Source organism: Amycolatopsis suaedae, from assembly GCF_004214935.1.
Lineage (GTDB): Bacteria > Actinomycetota > Actinomycetes > Mycobacteriales > Pseudonocardiaceae > Amycolatopsis > Amycolatopsis suaedae.
This window is the reverse complement of record NZ_SFCC01000001.1, coordinates 641,723-657,830: the sequence shown is the minus strand read 5'-3', so window position 1 is coordinate 657,830 and position 16,108 is coordinate 641,723. Positions and strand designations below refer to the sequence as shown.

Here is a 16,108-nt window from a genome sequence, read left to right as displayed (position 1 = left end):
TCCAGGCTGCTCGTCCCGGGCGCAAGGTCGTGGTGACAGCTCGACGAGGTGAGGAGAACACGATGCGGACACGAACTCTCGGCAGCACCGGCCCGGCGGTTTCCGCGCTGGGACTGGGGGCGATGGGCATGTCCGGTGGCTACGGGGTGGCCGACCGCGAGGAGAGCGTCGCCACCGTGCACGCCGCGCTGGACGCCGGTGTCACGCTGATCGACACGGGAGACTTCTACGGCACCGGCCACAACGAGCTGCTGCTCGCCGAGGCACTGCGGGGCCGGGATCGGGACAGTTACCAGCTGAGCGTGAAGTTCGGCATGCTGCTGGAGCCGGGCATGCGGTTCGGCGGACCGGACTGCCGTCCCGAGGCGGTGAAGAACTTCCTGGCCTACTCGCTGGTCCGGCTCGGTGTGGACCACATCGACGTCTACCGGCCGGGGCGGCTGGACCCCGCGGTGCCGATCGAGGACACGGTGGGCGCGATCAAGGAGATGGTCGAGGCAGGCTACGTCCGGCACATCGGCCTGTCGGAGGTCGGCGCGGAGACGATCCGCCGGGCCCACGCCGTGCACCCGATCGCCGACCTGCAGATCGAGTACTCGCTGATCTCCCGTGCGGTGGAGGCGGAAGTCCTGCCGACGCTGCGCGAACTCGGGATCGGCATGACGGCGTACGGCGTGCTGAGCCGCGGACTGATTTCCGGGCACTGGTCACCGGATCGTTCGGCGGAGCCGGGCGACCGGCGAGGTATGCACCCCCGGTTCGCCGACGGGAACGTGCGGCACAACCTCGGCCTGGTGGAGGCGCTGCGGCGGGTGGCGGAGGCGAAGGGCTGCACCGTCGCCCAGCTGGCCATCGCGTGGGTTGCGGCGCAGGGTGCGGACATCGTGCCGCTGGTCGGCGCCCGCACCCGGGAGCGGCTGAGCGAGGCGCTGCCCGCGCTGGACGTCACGCTCACCGCGGACGACCTCGCCGAGATCGAGAAGGCCGTGCCACTGGGCGCCGCGCGGGGTGACCGGTACCCGTCCGCGTTCATGTCCGGGCTCGGGGTCGGCAACTAGCATGGGTGTGTGGACGAACGGCCCATCACCACCGCGCAGCGCAATTTCCGGCGGGTAGCCGACGAGATCGAGGCGATGGAGAACCCGGAGCGGTTCGCCTACATCTACCGGTCCCGGATGTGGACCGCGTCCTCGGTGTCCGGCCCGGGATCGGTCGCCGCCCAGACCGAGCGGCTGCGGGCCGAGCTGCCGGGCCTGCTCCGCCGGTTCGGCGTGCGGACGCTGCTCGACCTGCCCTGTGGTGACTTCGGCTGGCTCAGTCAGGCGGAGCTGGACCTCGACCGCTACATCGGCGGCGACATCGTCGCCGACCTGGTGGAGTCCAACGCCGAGCGGTTCCGCGGCGATCCGGTGCACGAGTTCCGGGTGCTGGATCTGACCGGTGATCCGCTTCCGGCGGCGGACGCGGTGCTGTGCCGCGACTGCCTGGTGCACCTGAGCTTCGCCGACATCCGGCTGGCGCTGGACAACCTGCGGCGCAGCGGTTCCCGCTACCTGCTCACCACGACGTTCACCGAGCTGACGACGAACACCGACATCAGCACGGGCGACTGGCGGCCGTTGAACCTGTGCCGGGAACCGTTCGGCTTCCCGGAGCCGCTGGCGGTGCTGGTCGAAGGCTGCACCGAGGAGAACGGGGCCTACGCGGACAAGTCCCTGGGCCTGTGGGAGATCGCCACCTTGCCGCGGTGAGGCGGCCGCGGCTGCGGTTGGCGGCCAAGCACGTGAAGGCCACCTTCATCACGTGAGACGTCAGGGTCCCGGCAAAGTCCGGTGAACGCGGCCGCGGCGCTGTTGCGAAGGGCACCTTGGTGGCGAGATTCGCCAGGATGGTGCCGTTGGCTGCGAGTGTGGGGTCTCGTTCGTGTGACCGGCGGTGCCGTTGTGGTGGCCGGGTCAGCTGGGTTGGTGTGAAGGCCACCTTCACCACATGAGACGTAATGAAGGTGGCCTTCACGTGCTCTGAGCCGTCGCCGGGCGCGGGCGGTCAGGCGCCGTGGTCGGCCCACCAGGCGCGGCCGGCCTCGGGCAGGGTGTCGATCGGGTCGTAGTACGGGTAGCGGCGCCGCAGCGCCTCCGGGTCGGCGTGCTCGATACCGGTCCGGTAGTTCTTGGTCCAGTAGGAGATGCCGCGCTCCCGGTCGTACTCGGCGAGCTGGTGCACCCAGCGCTTGCCGACGTAGGGCACGTCGCAGACGATGCGCGGGGTGGCGTAGCCGGGCAGGTAACCCATGATGGCGTGCTGCAGCTCCTGCGCCTCCCACACCGCGACCCGCCAGTGCTCGGCGTTGGGGATCATGTCGCACATGTAGAAGTAGTACGGCAGGATGTTCGCCTCGCCCTGCAGCGCGAAGCACAGGTCCAGCAGCGCGGCCGGGGTGGCGTTCACACCCCGCATCAGCACACCCTGGTTACGCACGTCGCGCACGCCGACGTCGAGCGCCGTCCTGGCGGCCTCGGCGACCAGCGGGGTCACCGACTGGGCGTGGTTGACGTGGGTGTGGATGGCCAGGTTGACGCCCCGCCGACCGGCCGTGACCGCGACCCGCTCCAGGCCTTCGACGACCTTCGGCTGCAGCCAGTGCTGCGGCATCCCGGCCAGTGCCTTGGTGGCGAGCCGGACGTCGCGGACGGTCTCGATGTCGAGCAGCCGCATCAGGAACGACTCCAGCTGGTGCCACGGCACGTTGGCCACGTCGCCACCGGACACCACGACGTCACGCACGCCGGGCGTCTTCTTCAGGTACTCGATCATCGCGTCCTGGCGGTCCACCGGCTTGAGCGTCAGCTTGTGCTTGTCGATCTGCTCGGTGGAGTTGCCGACGAGGTCCATGCGGGTGCAGTGGCCGCAGTACTGCGGGCAGGTGGACAGCAGCTCGGCCAGCACCTTGGTGGGGTAGCGGTGGGTGAGCCCCTCGACCACCCACATCTCCGCCTCGTGCAGGGAGTCCCGCTCGGAGTGCGGGTGCGACGGCCACTCGGGGTGCCGGTCGCTGCGTACCGGCAGCATGTAGCGGCGGATCGGGTCGGCGTAGAACGCCTCGGTGAACTCCGCGGGCGAGGTCGCGTTCGGTGCCATGGTGTTGAGCATCTGCGGTGGCAGCAGCATCGACATGGTCGCCATCTCGCGCTGGTCGGCGGCGAGGTCGTCGTAGAAGCGCTCCTCGAGCAGGTCGCCCATCAGCGCGCGCAGCTGCTTGACGTTGCGGACGCACTTGACCCGCTGCCACTGCGCGTCCCGCCACTGGGCCTCGGTGACCTCGCGCCAGCCAGGAAAGCGTCGCCAGTCGGGTTCGACCAGCTCCCTGCGGGCGTAGTCGTAGGGCTGCTCGAAAGACTCCGTGGTGGTCTCGGCGGCGGCAACAGACTCCTGGATCGCAGTCATACCTGCTCCTCGTCGTCGGGATCGCGTAAAAATATCCTGTCACATCGTCAATCGTTCGCAAAATCTCCTGTTGCTATGCAGGTGGGACCGGCGAGTCGCCGTCCGGCAGACTGCGGGACGTGACGACTCTGCTGCTCGGCGGCCGTATCCACTCGCCCGCCGCACCCGACGCGACCGCGATGGCGGTCGAGGGCGACACCGTGGTCTGGGTCGGCCAGGACGGACCCGGCCGCGCCCTGCACCCGGACGCCGAGGTGATCGACCTCGGCGGCGCGTTCGTCGCCCCCGCGTTCGTCGACGCCCACGTCCACGCCACCGCGACCGGTCTGCACCTGGCCGGCATCGACCTGAGCACGGTCCGCGACGCCGCTGGCCTGCTCGCCGCCGTGCGCGCGGCCGCCGTGCCCGGTGAGGTCCTGATCGCCCACGGCTGGGACGAGTCGACCTGGGACACCCCTCGCCTGCCCAGCCGCGCCGAACTGGACGAGGCCGCCGGGGGAGTCGCGGTCTACCTCAGCCGCGTCGACGTCCACTCCGCCCTGGTCAGCAGCGCGCTCGTCGACCTCGCGCCGGACGCCCGCGACGCCGACGGCTGGTCACCCGACGGCCCGCTCAGCCGCGCCGCCCACCACGCCGTCCGCGCCGCCGTGCGGGCAGCGGTCACCCCCGCCCAGCGCCGCCGCGCCCAGGAGGCGTTCCTCGACCTGGCGGCCGCCCGCGGGATCGCCGCCGTGCACGAGTGCGCAGGCCCGGACATCTCCGGCGAACAGGACCTGCGCGCACTGCTCGACCTCGCCGGCCCGGACCGACCGGAAATCGTCGGCTACTGGGGCGAGGCGGGCGGCATCGAGACCGCCACCCGGCTGGGCGCACGCGGGTTGGCAGGCGACCTGTTCGTCGACGGCGCACTGGGCTCACACACCGCCGCGCTGTCCGCCCCCTACGCCGACACCGGCGGATCCGGCGCGCTCTACCTCAACGCCGACGCCATCGCCGAGCACGTCACCACCTGCACCGAAGCCGGCCTGCAGGCGGGATTCCACGTCATCGGCGACGCCGCCACCGCCGCCGTCGTCCGCGGCTTCGAACTCGCCGAGCAGCGCGTCGGGCGCCGCGCCCTCGCCGGTGCCGGGCACCGGCTGGAACACCTGGAAATGGTCGACGCCGAACAGGCCGCCAAGCTCGCCGGCTGGGGCGTCACCGCGTCCATGCAGCCACAGTTCGACGCCGCCTGGGGCGGACCGGACGGCATGTACGCCCAGCGCCTCGGCGCCGAACGCGCCGCGGGCCTGAACCCGTTCGCCATGCTCGCCGCCGCCGGGGTCCTGCTGGCCTTCGGCTCGGACTGCCCGGTCACCCCGCCCGAACCGTGGGCCGGCGTCCGCGCCGCCGTGCGGCACCGCACCGACGGCTCCGGCCTGTCCGCGCGCGCCGCGTTCACCGCACACACCCGCGCCGGTCACCGGGCCGCCGGGGTGACCGACGGGATCACCGGAACCCTCGTCCCCGGAGCGCCCGCGCACTACGCCATCTGGGAGGCCGCCGAGCTGGTCGCTCCCGAATCGGACAGCAGGGTCCAGCGCTGGTCGACCGATCCGCGCTCCGGCGTCCCGTCACTGCCACCGCTGGACGAAGGCGCGCCACTGCCCCGTTGCCTGCGTACCGTCCGCGCGGGACGGGTTCTCTACGACGAGTTCACCCGGGCGGCCTAGAGTTTGGGCGTGGTCGAGACAGCGGTGGAACCCGCACCGCGCCGCGACCGGCGCGCCTGGCGGCCGGTCGCCCTGCGCCTGGCCGGTGCGCTCGCGTCCGGCGTGGTGTTCTACCTCAGCTTCGCCCCGCGTCCGCTGTGGTGGCTGGCGCCGCTGGCGTTCACCGGACTCGCGCTAGTCCTGCACCGGCGGCGCTTCTGGGGCGGCCTCGGCTACGGCTTCGTGTTCGGCCTCGGGTTCTTCGTGCCGTTGCTGACCTGGCTGCAGCACTTCCTCGGCCCGCAGTTCGGGCCCTATCCGTGGCTGGCCCTGTCCGCGACGCTCGCCCTGTACCTGGGCCTGTGCGGCGGGCTGATCACCTGGGTCTCCCGGCTGCCCGGCGCGCCGGTGTGGGCGGCACTGGTCGTCGTCGCGATGGAGACGCCCCGCACCTGGTTCCCGTTCGGCGGCTTCCCCTGGGGACGGGTCGCGTTCAGCCAGCCCGAGGGCGCGTTCCTGCCGCTGGCATCGGTCGGCGGCGCCCCGCTGGTCGGGTTCGCCGTCGTGCTGTGCGGCTTCGGTCTCGCGGCGCTGGTGCGGCGGCCCCGGCTGGTGCCGGTGCTGGCCACCGTCGTCCCGGTGGTGGCCGGGCTGGCCCTGTGGCCGGCGATCGGCACCGACGCGCAGAACGGCACCCGGACCGTGGCCGCCGTGCAGGGCAACGCACCCGACGTCGGGCTGGACCTGCAGGGCCGCCGCGGCGAACTGCGGGCCAACCACCTGGCCGAGACCGAGCGGCTGCTCGCCGACGTCCGCGCCGGCCGGGTACCCAAGCCCGATCTCGTGGTGTGGCCGGAGAGCGCGACCGACGTCCGCGGCGACGACCCGCGGCTGGACCGGCTGGCCGCCGACTTCGGCGTCCCGTTCCTGATCGGCGCGCTGGACCGGGTCGCGGGCAAGCCGCAGAACGTCGTCTACGCGTGGGACCCGGTCACCGGCCGCGGCGACCGCTACGCCAAACAGCAGCTGGTGCCCTTCGGCGAGTACATCCCCGCCCGCGAGATCGCCCGGCTGGTCACCCCGTTCGTCGACGACACCGGCGACATGCTGCCCGGCACCGGCGAGCCCCCCGCGCTGCGGGTCGGCGGCATCACCGTCGGCGCGTTCATCTGCTACGAAGCCGCCTTCGACTACCCGGCCCGCGACGCGGTGCTGGCGGGTGCCCAGCTGCTGGTCGCCCCCACCAACAACGCCTGGTACGGGCCGGGGGAGATGAGCTACCAGCAGCTGGCCATGTCCCGGCTGCGGGCGGTGGAACACGGCAGGGCCGTGATCGTGCCGGCGACCAGCGGGGTCAGCGCGGTGATCCGCCCGGACGGCAGCGTCGCGTCGTCCACCGGGCTGTTCACCGCGGCGTCCCTGGTCGAGACCGTGCCGCTGCGCTCCACCACGACGCTCGCCGACCGGCTCGGGCCGTGGACCGAGTACACGCTGCTGGCCGTGGCGGTGGCGGCGGTGGTGACCGGCGCGCTGAGCCTGCGCGGTCCCGGTCGGACCCGTCGGCGTCTGGACTGACGAGCCCAAAGGCCGCCCGCGGCCGACGGCGAGGAAGGAAGACGCCGACTCAGGGGGTCCGACCGCGCCCGAACGAAGAGAGGGCAGAGGGTTCAGTGTGGTCGAGCAGGACGGGTAGCGCCGCCTCCCAGGCGGCACGCGGGAACTCGTGCCCGACGCGGTCGAGCGTGACCAGCCGGGCGCCGGGGATCGCCTCGGCCAGCGCCACGCCGTGCGGCAGCGGGAACAGCGGGTCGTCGGTGCCGTGCAGCACCAGCGTCGGCACCCGGATGCCCGACAGGTCCGGCTCCGGGTCACTCGGGTCCGGCTTGATGGCGAAGTGGTTGCCGACGCTGGCCGCGACGTCGGCCGTACGGTCGTAGACCCGCCCGGCCATCTCGCGGCCGGCCTGCTCGTCGTAGCCCAGCGAACCGGCGAACGGCCGTTCCTGCGCCACGAGATACTCGATGGTGGCGTCCCGGTCGGTCCAGTCCGGCTCCGGCGGCGGGTTGCCGAACAGCTCCTGGATCCGTGGCTCGAACCCGGGCAGGCCGGGCTCGGAGGTGCTGGAGGCGATCATCGTCACCGTCTCCACCCGCTCGGCATGCAGGGCGGCCAGGACCTGGGCGATGCCTGCCCCCATGGACAGCCCGACGATGTGCGCCCGCCGGATGCCGAACTCGTCCAGCACCCCCAGCGCGTCGTCGACGAGGTCGCGGAACACGTAGCCGGGGGAGCCGGCCGGGTAGCTCACCGAGCGGCCGCTGTCGCGCTGGTCGTAGCGGATGACGAACCGCTCGGCGGCCAGCCGAGCACAGAACTCCTCCTCCCAGAAGATCATCGAACAGCCTGCGCCGCCGATGAGCAGAACCGGCGGAGCCGCCGGGTCGCCGAAGCTCTGCACGCACAGCCGCACGCCGTTGACGGTGACGAGACGCTCGGTGTCGGTGGTGGTCACGGGTCACTCCTTCGGTCGGTCTTGCTCAACCGACGAACGGTCCCGGGCCGGACCGACACGCTCCTTCTTGCGGATCGTCTCGACCAGGTCCCAGCCGCCGAGCAGCGTCAGGACCAGGCCCAGCGGCCCGCCCTGGAACCAGAAGAACTCCAGGTCCCAGAAGAACGCCATGAGCACGACACCGGCGAGAACGGCCGCGGCGCCGACCGCGAGCTTGATGTTGGTGACCATCGCCGCATTCAACCAGCCCGGGCATAAGTCAGGCCCCCGTGGCGGGAGGTCACGGGGGCCTGATGTGGTGGGAGCAGTACGTCTAGGCGGAACGGGTGGTCCTGCGCCCCTTCAGCTCCGCGAGCCGCTCGTTCAGCAGCTCCTCGAGCTCGGGAATCGAACGCCGCTCGAGCAGCATGTCCCAGTGCGTCCTCGGCGGCTTGACCTGCTTCTGCTCAGGCTGGTTGCCGTCGACGATCTCGGACTCACTGCCGTGCAGGCGGCACTCCCACACCGACGGGATTTCCGCGTCGTCGGAGAAGGGCACCTCGAACTCGTGGTTCTTCGGGCAGGCGTACCGCACCGACCGGCGGGGGGCCAGGTCGTGGTTGCGGTCCGTCTCGTAGCTGACGGCTCCCAGCCGGCTTCCTCGGAGAACACGGTCGGCCATGATGGGGTCCTTTCAGTCGGCTCCGGTGTGGAGCCAGGGCGATGCTCACCCTATGCAACGACGGTACTGGTCGCAGGATTCCCCGCGACCCGTGCGGTCGCTCACGATGAGCTGCGTCACCCGTCGGCAACAGCTTCCGAATCAGTGACAGGCACCGAGCGCAGACATGACGCCTATTCGGCCGTTTTCTTGGGGATATCCCCCACCCGGGCTATCGAAACGCAGGTCAGGTGAGTCGTAACTGACCGTGTTGCCCCGCACGGGGTCCAAGATCACCGACACGAAAGTGCCGGCGACACAATACTTGATAACGCACAGTCACCACTTCGGTGTCTGCGAGTGCTGACTGTGAAGTTTCAACCGTTTCCGTTTCGGTATCTGCCACCAGAACGGTATCCCCCGCACGGAGGACCTCACCGTCGCGAACGCGAGCGTTGAACCGGCCAGGCAACCCGCACCAGCACAACACTTCCACCTGAACGGGTTGCAGTTCGTCGGCCAGCTCGAACAATCTGCGGGCCCCGGGGAACAGCAGCCCGCGGAAGTCGGTGGCGATGCCGAAGCAGTAGACGTCCAGCTGCGCGTCGTCCGCCAGCTCGGCCAGGTGCTCGACCTGAGCGGGGGAGAGGAACTGCGCCTCGTCGACGATCACGTAGTCCACGTGCTCGCCCCGGGCCCACCGGTGGCGCACCAGCAACCGCAGATCGGTGTCCTCGGACACCTCCAGCGCCCGCCGCGAGATGCCCATCCGGCTGCTGATCTGCGGAGCACCGGACCGGTCGTGGCGCACCAGCAGCACCCCGTGCCGCCCCTGCCGCGCGTGGTTGTGGTCGATCTGCAACGCCAGCGTGGACTTGCCACAGTCCATCGGCCCGTAGCAGAACTTCAGCTTGCCGACGGCAGGCAGCCCGCGGCGAGAGCCGGCCACCGGGACCGCGGACAACGCGTCGGTGGGATCGGACTCGGTGTCATCGAGGGCAGTCACGGGGCTCGACCCTATCGGGCGCCCGGACCGGCCTCACACCACCGACGGCTCCCGATTCCCGGCCGCGGCGATCGCCCGCCGCACCGGGATCAGCCAGACCAGCACGAACCCGATCGCGAAGAACAGGATCAGCGCCAGGATCGCCAGCCGGAACGACCCGGTGACCTGCCCGATGACCGCCACCAGCAGCGGCCCCAGCCACGACGTGCCCCGCTCACCGACCTCGTACAGCGCGAAGTACTGCGCCTGCTTGCCAGCCGGGATCATCTGGCTGAACAACGACCGCGACAGCGCGTTGGTCCCGCCCAGCACCAGCCCGATCCCGACGGCGACCGCGTAGAACTGCGGCGCCGAGCCCGCCTGGACGAAGTATGCCCCGATCAGCACCAGAACCCAGACGGCCAGGCTCGCCAGGATCGTGCGCTTCGCCCCGAACCGGCGCGCCGCGAACCCGTGCGCCATCCCGCCGAAGTAGGCGACGAACTGGATCACCAGGATCGTCACGATCAGGATCTCGTTGGCGAACCCCAGCTCCTCCTGCCCGTACTGGGCCGACACTGTCACCACCGTGTTGATGCCGTCGGTGAAGATCAGGTAGCTGCCGAGGAACGCCAGCGTCAGCGGGAACGCCCGCGCACCCCGCAGCGTGTCCCGCAACTCGGCGAACCCGGACGTGACCGCGCTCGACGGGCGCGGCGCGGCTGCCGGACGCTCCGGCAGCCCACGTACCGAAACCAGCGTGAACGCCGCCCACCACAGCCCGGTGGTCAGGAAGCAGATCCGCACCGCCAGCTCCTGGCTGACACCGAAGGAGTCCCGGGTGAGGTAGAACGCCAGCTGGAAGGCCAGCGCGATCCCGCCGCCCAGGTAGCCGAACGCCCACCCGCGCGTCGACACCGCGTCGCGCTCGTCCGGCGTCGCGATGTCGGGCAGGAACGAGTAGTAGACGACGATCGAACCGCCGTAGCCGATGTTGGCCACCACGAACATCACCACGCCGAACTCCCAGTTCGTCCCGGCGAGGAAGAACATCAGCGCGATCGCCACGGCCCCGGTCAGCGCGAACCCCGCCAGCAGCCCGCGCCGGTGCGCGCTGCGGTCGGCGACGGCCCCGAGGACCGGGAACACCAGCACCTGGATGACCGTGGCGCCGGCCAGCAAGTAGCCCCACAGCGAACCGGCGGGGAAGTGCAGCCCGAACAGGCTGATGTCACAGCGTTCCAGCGTGCTGGCCACGCCGTCGGCGCCGACACAGGGCACCGGGCCGTTGCGCGCGACGTCGGTCCTGGCATCCGCGGCGGCCACGGAGCTGAGGTACAGCGAGCCGAACACCGCCATCACCGTGGTGTAGAAGCTCGAGTTGGCCCAGTCGTAGACGTACCAGGCTCGTTGCTGGCGGCGCCGGTCGGCGCTGGTGGTGGTCATTCCGGCTCCCGCTCATGATCGATCGAGCGCAGGCTACGGCCGGCACTCGCCGGCGGGACGCCGGTTGGCCCAAATGTGTCCGATTCGCCACGCCGAAGTCCGGGGGATGTGATCCGTCGGCGTGTCGCTTCCAAGGTCACCCGCTGGGGTGTGTGATGCTAGTGGTTTTGCTGTGACTCTTGTGGCTGATGGGGTTGCTGCTTACCGTTCCTGACATGCACAGACGCATCCGCCGCGTGTTCCTCCGGCTGTTCCAGATCGCCGGGCTGGCGCTCGTCATCGCCGGTATCCAGGTCGCGACGACCACCCAGGCGTCGGCCGATCCGACGGCGTCGGCCTGGGCGAAGCTGCGGATGTGCGAGTCGAGCGGCCGGTACGACATCAACACCGGCAACGGCTACTACGGCGCCTACCAGTTCGACCTGCCGACCTGGCGCAGCGTTGGCGGCCAGGGACGGCCGGACCAGGCCAGCCCCCGCGAGCAGGACCACCGCGCGCTCTACCTGTACCGGATGCGCGGCTGGCAGCCGTGGGAGTGCGCGGGCAAGCTCGGCCTGCGCCAGGACGGCGACGCCCGCAGCAAGCGGGTCCCCTCCTACGCCGAGTCCGCCTACATCGGCGGCGGTGGCGCGCCGGCTCCGAAGCCCGTGCCACCGCCGGCTCCCATTCCGCCGGACGGGGCGGCGCCACCGTGGCCCGGCGTGGTCTACGCGCCCGGCGACTGCGCCCCGTCCCTGCGGACGTTCCAGCTACGGATGAACAAGTTCGGCTACGGATTCACCGGAACCGGCTGCTACCACGACAAGACCCGGCAGGCGGTGCTCGACCTGCAGCGGGCCAACGGCATCAACGACTCCGGACGGCTCGGCCCGAAGACCTGGAAGGCCGCGTGGGAGGGCAAGAAGCCCAGGTGATCACTCCTGGCCGGTGGCGACCTTGAGGTTCTTGTTCTTGTCCTTCAGCTCCGGGGTCATCTGGTCACCGAACTCGTCGATCTCGAAGATCTGCCGGACCTGCACCTCGCCGCTGGTGAACGGAATCCGCTTGACCCACTCCAGGCACTCCTCCTTGGAGGAGACCTCGAGAATCCAGTAGCCCGCGACCAGCTCCTTGGCCTCGGCGAACGGGCCGTCGATCACCGTGGCCCTGCCGCCCTCGGAGAACCGCACCCGCGCGCCCTTGGAACTGGGGTGCAAGCCGTCGCCGGCCAGCATGATGCCCGCCTTGACGAGCTCCTCGTTGAACTCGGTCATGCACCGGAGGTCCTCCTCCGTGGGCAACGCACCGGCCTCGGTGTTCTCGTCGCTCATGACCATCACCATGAACCGCATGGCTGTCTCCTCGCTGTTCGGGGGAGACCATTCTTACCCGGTTGTCCAGACCTGCCGTTCCCGGAGGACGTCCCGCAGCACGTCGGGCCGGTCGGTCACGATGCCCTGCACGCCGAGGTCGAGCAGCAGCCGCATCTGGTCGGCGTCGTCGATCGTCCAGCAGTGCACCTCGACACCCGCCCTGGCGGCCGAGCGCAGGAACGACCGGTCGACGATGGTCAGCCTGCCCTGCCGCACCGGGACCTGCGCCATCGCGCCCCGGCTGAGGAACCCCAGGCGCAGGAACGGCACCCAGCCGTTGGCCCACAGCACGGCCGCCGAGCGCGGGCCGAGCGCGGTCACCAGCTTCGGGCCGGCCAGTCGGCGGATCCGGGCCAGCCTCGCGTCGGAGAACGACGCGGCCGCCACCCGTTCGAAGGCCCCGGTGTGCTCGATCGTCCGCACGAACGGCTCCACGGCCTGGTTGCTCTTGACGTCCACATTGAACCGGGCGTCGGGCAGCTCCTCCAGCACGTCCTCCAGCCGGGAGATCGGCGCCTTCCCGCCGACCTTCGCCCGGCGCACCTGCTCCCACGTCTGACGCGCGATCGGGCCGGTGCCGTCGGTCGTGCGGTCCAGCAACGCGTCGTGGTGCACGACCACGACGCCGTCGGAGGTGGCGTGCACGTCCGTCTCCAGGTACCGGTAACCCTCGGTGACCGCCTGACGGAACGCGGGTAGCGAGTTCTCCATGCCGGCGAGGTCGCCGAGATGCCAGCCACGGTGCGCGAACGCGCGTGGACCCGGTTCGGCGAGGTACGGATGACTCGGCTGCACACAGTAAGTGTGCCTCTTCGGCGTGGCCTCGGCATGAGCGCGGGGTTGCCGGTTAGGGTCCATGCCGTGAGCGAACATGCGTCACGTGACGAAATGACCGTCACGCTGCCGTCGAAACAGCCCCGGCACTGCGGCTGGTGCGGGCGGCGGCTGGCCGAGAACGACAACGTCAGGGGCAGGCGACGGCGCTACTGTGGACAGTCGTGCCGCCAGCGCGCCTACGAGCGGCGCACCGCCGTCCAGCGCACCGGACTGCCCGAAGATGCCGTCGTGATGTCGGACACGGAGATCGCCACGCTGCAGGACCGGCTGTTCCAGCTCCGCTGTGCCGCGGAGGACGTCGTCACCGCGGCCGACGACGGCGCCGCCGCCACCGAACTGCGTGCGCTCGCCCAAGAGATCGCCCGCAACGCCCGCGACCTGGAACAACTCCGCTAGGGTTCGAGCGCCCGGTATGTCCGGTTGCTCGCCACCGCCGCACGCTGCTCGCGGCCGGTGGCCTCGATGTAGTTCTGACTCGTGGCCAGGCTGGCGTGCCCGAGCAACGCCATGATCTCCGACGCCGTCGCGCCGTCCTCGGCGAGCCGGGTGGCGAACGTGTGCCGCAACGCGTGCAGGTTCGCCCCGGTAGGCACCCGGTCCTGCAGTCCGGCCGCCCGGAAGCAGGACTTCACCAGGTAGTCGAGCGCGCCGCGGCCGATCGGCTCACCGGCGTGGTCCCGCAGCAGCGGTGCCGAACGGCGTAACCGCAGGTGCGGGAACCGGCTGCGGCACGATGCCAGGTACGCCTCGATGATCCGCTCCATCGCCCGCTGCACCGGGATCGACCGGTCCCGGCTGCCCTTTCCGTTGATGTGCAACCGTTTCTCGCCCGGCCGGCCGATCAGCGAGTCGACCGTGAGCGCCCGGATCTCCGCCGACCGCAGGCCCGCGACCAGGCCGAGGGCGAGCACCAGCACATCGCGTTCCGGCCACGGCTTGCGCCCTCGGCCCGCGCCGACCGAGTTCAGCAGGCGTTCCGGCGTGTCCTCGCCACGCAGCGGCTTCGGGACCAGGGGAGGGGTCTTCGGGCGCGCGACCGCGCCCATCGGGTTGCCTGCCAGCAGGCCGTCCGACACGCAGAAGGTGAGGAACTGGTTCCAGGTCGACCAGGCCCGCAGCACCGAGCTCTTGGCGTGCCCGTCGGCGAACACGCCGAAGGCGGTCCGCAGGGCGGCAGCGGTCAGGTCGGCGACGTCCAGTTCGTCGGCCGGGCGACCGGCCGCGTCGGCCAGCAGGGAAGTGATGCCGGCCAGGTCGCGGCGGTAGGCGGCGGTGGTGTGCGGAGAGTCCTTACGCGGCCGCCGAGCCGCGAAGAATGCTTGCTGTGCCTGGAGAAGCCGCATGTGGATCTTGTACCGGAACGGACCGACAGTTCCGCTCCGATTCATGCATAATCGCCATTATCCAGCACACGGCGTGCCGATAGGGGGTTTCCGTCACCGTGACGGAATTCGCTAGATGGCCGGGGCCAGCTGGAAGAACCTTTCCAACGCCGCCCGGTCGCCGGTGACCGCCAACCGGGTAGGGGGCAGCCGCCGCCACAGGAACAGCATCAGATCCGACGCCGTTCCGGACAGCTCGACATCGCCCGGGCCGGTCTCCACCCGCACCTCGTCACCGTCGAACACCACCGTCCAGTCGCCCGGCCCGTCGCTCTGCCGGAACCGATCCCGCTCACCGGCACCCGCGGGCGCCGGTGAGCGGGATCGGCCGGCCGGTGTCATCACCGTGAGGTGCTGATCGATCGCGTCCGCCGCCAGCTCGGCGTCGACCGGCCCGGCCTCGCCGAGGGCGTCCTCCAGATCCCAGCGATGCACCGCCGCCTCGATGGCCTGCATGCGGATCCAGAACGCGACCGTCTGCTCGTGCCACCAGGTGTAGACGGCCGTCCCCGGGTCGGTCTCCCGGAACAACCCGCCCAGCGCCGCGGCACCCTCGGCGAACCAGTCGGCCATCGCCCCGGGAACCGGTACACGGTTGGGCTCGGACTCCGGCCTCGGCCAGCCACTGATGTCCGGCGGCAACCCGAGGAAGCCGATACCGGTCGGATCCGGCTGCTCCCGCAGCCGCTCCCGGATGACCCAGCCGACGTAGCGGTGGACCTTGCCCAGATGTGCCACCAGATCGGTCACCGACCACTCCGGACACGACGGAACCAGCGTCGTCACACCACTTGCCACGGCCTGCCGCGCGGCCGCCTCGAACGCCCCGGCTTCGCGCTGGAAATGCGCCACCTGATCCATGTACCCACTCTGCCAGGAATGCCGGATGGTGACTGGCCGGGCCGGACGTGGCACGATCTCGCAGGTGACCAGCAGTTCAGCCGAGAGCCAGCGCCTGCGTGACCTCGCGCTGCTGCGCCGCGTCCGCGACCGGATCGACCGGGAGCACGCCCAGCCGCTGAACGTCGAGGCGCTCGCCCGCGGCGTGAACATGTCCGCCGGGCACCTCAGCCGCGAGTTCCGCCGTGCCTACGGTGAGTCACCGTATTCGTACCTGATGACCCGGCGGGTCGAGCGCGCGATGGCGTTGCTGCGCCGGGGCGACATGAGCGTCACCGAGGTCTGCTTCGCGGTCGGCTGCTCGTCGCTGGGCACCTTCAGTACCCGGTTCACCGAGCTGGTCGGCGTGCCACCCAGCGTCTACCGGACCGAGGCCAGCCGGGGTACCGCGGGCATCCCGTCGTGCGTGGCCAAGCAGGTGACCAGACCGATCAGGAATCGAGAAGCGAGCTCGACGGGGCGCACTTAGGGTGACCGCCATGAGCCTCAATATTCACGCTTCGTTCCTGCCGCACACCGACCCCGAGGTCTCGCTGGCCTTCTACCGCGACATCCTGGGCTTCGAGGTGCGCAACGACGTCGGCTACGAGGGCATGCGCTGGATCACGGTCGGACCCGTGGATCAGCCGTCCGTGTCGATCGTGCTGCACCCGCCCGCCGTCGACCCCGGCATCACCGACGACGAGCGCCGGGTCATCACCGAGATGATGGCCAAGGGCACCTTCGCCGGCATCGTGCTGGCCACCAAGGACGTCGACGGTGTGTTCGAGCGGGCCAAGGCAGGCGGCGCCGACGTCGCCCAGGAGCCGGCCGATCAGCCCTACGGGGTCCGCGACTGCGCCCTGCGGGACCCGGCGGGCAACATGATCCGTATCCAGGAACAGCACTGACCTGGGCGTTCGCCCGAAAGTTGGAGAGA

The 16,108-nt window shown here is 70.7% G+C and carries 18 protein-coding genes; 8 read left to right on the top strand and 10 right to left on the bottom strand.

The features are described 5' to 3' along the window. The first annotated feature begins 62 nt into the window (after window positions 1-62). Both EWH70_RS03090 and EWH70_RS03085 read left to right on the top strand, forming a co-directional pair. Window positions 63-1,058 carry an aldo/keto reductase gene (locus EWH70_RS03090; protein WP_130473629.1) on the top strand — a complete coding sequence of 332 codons (996 nt, stop codon included), beginning with the start codon at window positions 63-65 and terminating at the stop codon, window positions 1,056-1,058. A gap of 9 nt (window positions 1,059-1,067) precedes the next feature. Next, entirely contained in the window at window positions 1,068-1,751 is a 684-nt protein-coding gene (locus EWH70_RS03085; RefSeq protein WP_130473628.1) for a class I SAM-dependent methyltransferase, read from the top strand. A 295-nt stretch (window positions 1,752-2,046) separates the two neighbouring features. On the opposite strand, the gene EWH70_RS03080 is transcribed toward EWH70_RS03085, so the two are convergent. Further along, window positions 2,047-3,444, bottom strand: coding sequence for a KamA family radical SAM protein (locus tag EWH70_RS03080; RefSeq protein WP_130473627.1), 1,398 nt, complete (start codon window positions 3,442-3,444; stop codon window positions 2,047-2,049). 179 nt (window positions 3,445-3,623) lie between these two features. On the opposite strand from EWH70_RS03080, the gene EWH70_RS03075 reads away from it, so the two are divergent. Further along, complete coding sequence (locus tag EWH70_RS03075) at window positions 3,624-5,156, top strand: amidohydrolase (RefSeq protein WP_130473722.1); 1,533 nt, start codon at window positions 3,624-3,626, stop codon at window positions 5,154-5,156. Between the two features lie 9 nt (window positions 5,157-5,165). Next, window positions 5,166-6,710: an apolipoprotein N-acyltransferase gene (lnt, locus tag EWH70_RS03070; RefSeq protein ID WP_130473626.1), complete on the top strand. Its 1,545-nt coding sequence runs from the start codon at window positions 5,166-5,168 to the stop codon at window positions 6,708-6,710. Between the two features lie 49 nt (window positions 6,711-6,759). On the opposite strand, the gene EWH70_RS03065 is transcribed toward lnt, so the two are convergent. The 5 genes from EWH70_RS03065 to EWH70_RS03045 form a co-directional block, all read right to left on the bottom strand. Continuing rightward, window positions 6,760-7,647: an alpha/beta fold hydrolase gene (locus EWH70_RS03065; RefSeq protein WP_130473625.1), complete on the bottom strand. Its 888-nt coding sequence runs from the start codon at window positions 7,645-7,647 to the stop codon at window positions 6,760-6,762. Window positions 7,648-7,650: 3 nt separating this feature from the next. After that, a complete protein-coding gene (locus tag EWH70_RS03060) occupies window positions 7,651-7,878 on the bottom strand; it encodes a hypothetical protein (protein ID WP_130473624.1) in 228 nt (75 codons plus the stop codon). Between the two features lie 82 nt (window positions 7,879-7,960). Beyond that, window positions 7,961-8,308, bottom strand: a complete 348-nt coding sequence (locus EWH70_RS03055) for an RNA polymerase-binding protein RbpA (protein WP_130473623.1) — start codon at window positions 8,306-8,308, stop codon at window positions 7,961-7,963. A gap of 226 nt (window positions 8,309-8,534) precedes the next feature. After that, window positions 8,535-9,293 carry a thymidine kinase gene (locus EWH70_RS03050; RefSeq protein WP_130473622.1) on the bottom strand — a complete coding sequence of 253 codons (759 nt, stop codon included), beginning with the start codon at window positions 9,291-9,293 and terminating at the stop codon, window positions 8,535-8,537. Window positions 9,294-9,326: 33 nt separating this feature from the next. Then, window positions 9,327-10,718, bottom strand: coding sequence for an MFS transporter (locus EWH70_RS03045; protein ID WP_130473621.1), 1,392 nt, complete (start codon window positions 10,716-10,718; stop codon window positions 9,327-9,329). A 215-nt stretch (window positions 10,719-10,933) separates the two neighbouring features. Here EWH70_RS03045 and EWH70_RS03040 point away from each other — a divergent pair, with 215 nt between their 5' ends. After that, window positions 10,934-11,632: a transglycosylase family protein gene (locus EWH70_RS03040; RefSeq protein ID WP_130473620.1), complete on the top strand. Its 699-nt coding sequence runs from the start codon at window positions 10,934-10,936 to the stop codon at window positions 11,630-11,632. Here EWH70_RS03040 and EWH70_RS03035 read toward each other — a convergent pair whose 3' ends face one another. Further along, the gene (locus EWH70_RS03035; protein WP_130473619.1) at window positions 11,633-12,049 is read right to left on the bottom strand and encodes a YciI family protein; all 417 of its coding nucleotides are present in this window, start codon (window positions 12,047-12,049) and stop codon (window positions 11,633-11,635) included. A 33-nt stretch (window positions 12,050-12,082) separates the two neighbouring features. Further along, window positions 12,083-12,865 carry a glycerophosphodiester phosphodiesterase family protein gene (locus EWH70_RS03030; RefSeq protein WP_240686758.1) on the bottom strand — a complete coding sequence of 261 codons (783 nt, stop codon included), beginning with the start codon at window positions 12,863-12,865 and terminating at the stop codon, window positions 12,083-12,085. Between the two features lie 93 nt (window positions 12,866-12,958). Here EWH70_RS03030 and EWH70_RS03025 point away from each other — a divergent pair, with 93 nt between their 5' ends. Next, window positions 12,959-13,303 carry a hypothetical protein gene (locus EWH70_RS03025; RefSeq protein ID WP_130473721.1) on the top strand — a complete coding sequence of 115 codons (345 nt, stop codon included), beginning with the start codon at window positions 12,959-12,961 and terminating at the stop codon, window positions 13,301-13,303. Here the strand turns inward: EWH70_RS03025 and EWH70_RS03020 are convergent. Together EWH70_RS03020 and EWH70_RS03015 are read right to left on the bottom strand one after the other, a co-directional pair. After that, window positions 13,300-14,250, bottom strand: a complete 951-nt coding sequence (locus tag EWH70_RS03020) for a tyrosine-type recombinase/integrase (RefSeq protein WP_205669006.1) — start codon at window positions 14,248-14,250, stop codon at window positions 13,300-13,302. The genes EWH70_RS03025 and EWH70_RS03020 overlap by 4 nt on opposite strands. Before the next feature lie 111 nt (window positions 14,251-14,361). Then, the gene (locus tag EWH70_RS03015; protein ID WP_130473616.1) at window positions 14,362-15,150 is read right to left on the bottom strand and encodes a maleylpyruvate isomerase family mycothiol-dependent enzyme; all 789 of its coding nucleotides are present in this window, start codon (window positions 15,148-15,150) and stop codon (window positions 14,362-14,364) included. A 64-nt stretch (window positions 15,151-15,214) separates the two neighbouring features. On the opposite strand from EWH70_RS03015, the gene EWH70_RS03010 reads away from it, so the two are divergent. Both EWH70_RS03010 and EWH70_RS03005 read left to right on the top strand, forming a co-directional pair. Then, the gene (locus tag EWH70_RS03010) at window positions 15,215-15,658 is read left to right on the top strand and encodes a helix-turn-helix transcriptional regulator (protein WP_130473615.1); all 444 of its coding nucleotides are present in this window, start codon (window positions 15,215-15,217) and stop codon (window positions 15,656-15,658) included. A 10-nt stretch (window positions 15,659-15,668) separates the two neighbouring features. Further along, window positions 15,669-16,079: a VOC family protein gene (locus tag EWH70_RS03005; protein ID WP_130473614.1), complete on the top strand. Its 411-nt coding sequence runs from the start codon at window positions 15,669-15,671 to the stop codon at window positions 16,077-16,079. The last annotated feature ends 29 nt before the right edge of the window (window positions 16,080-16,108 follow it).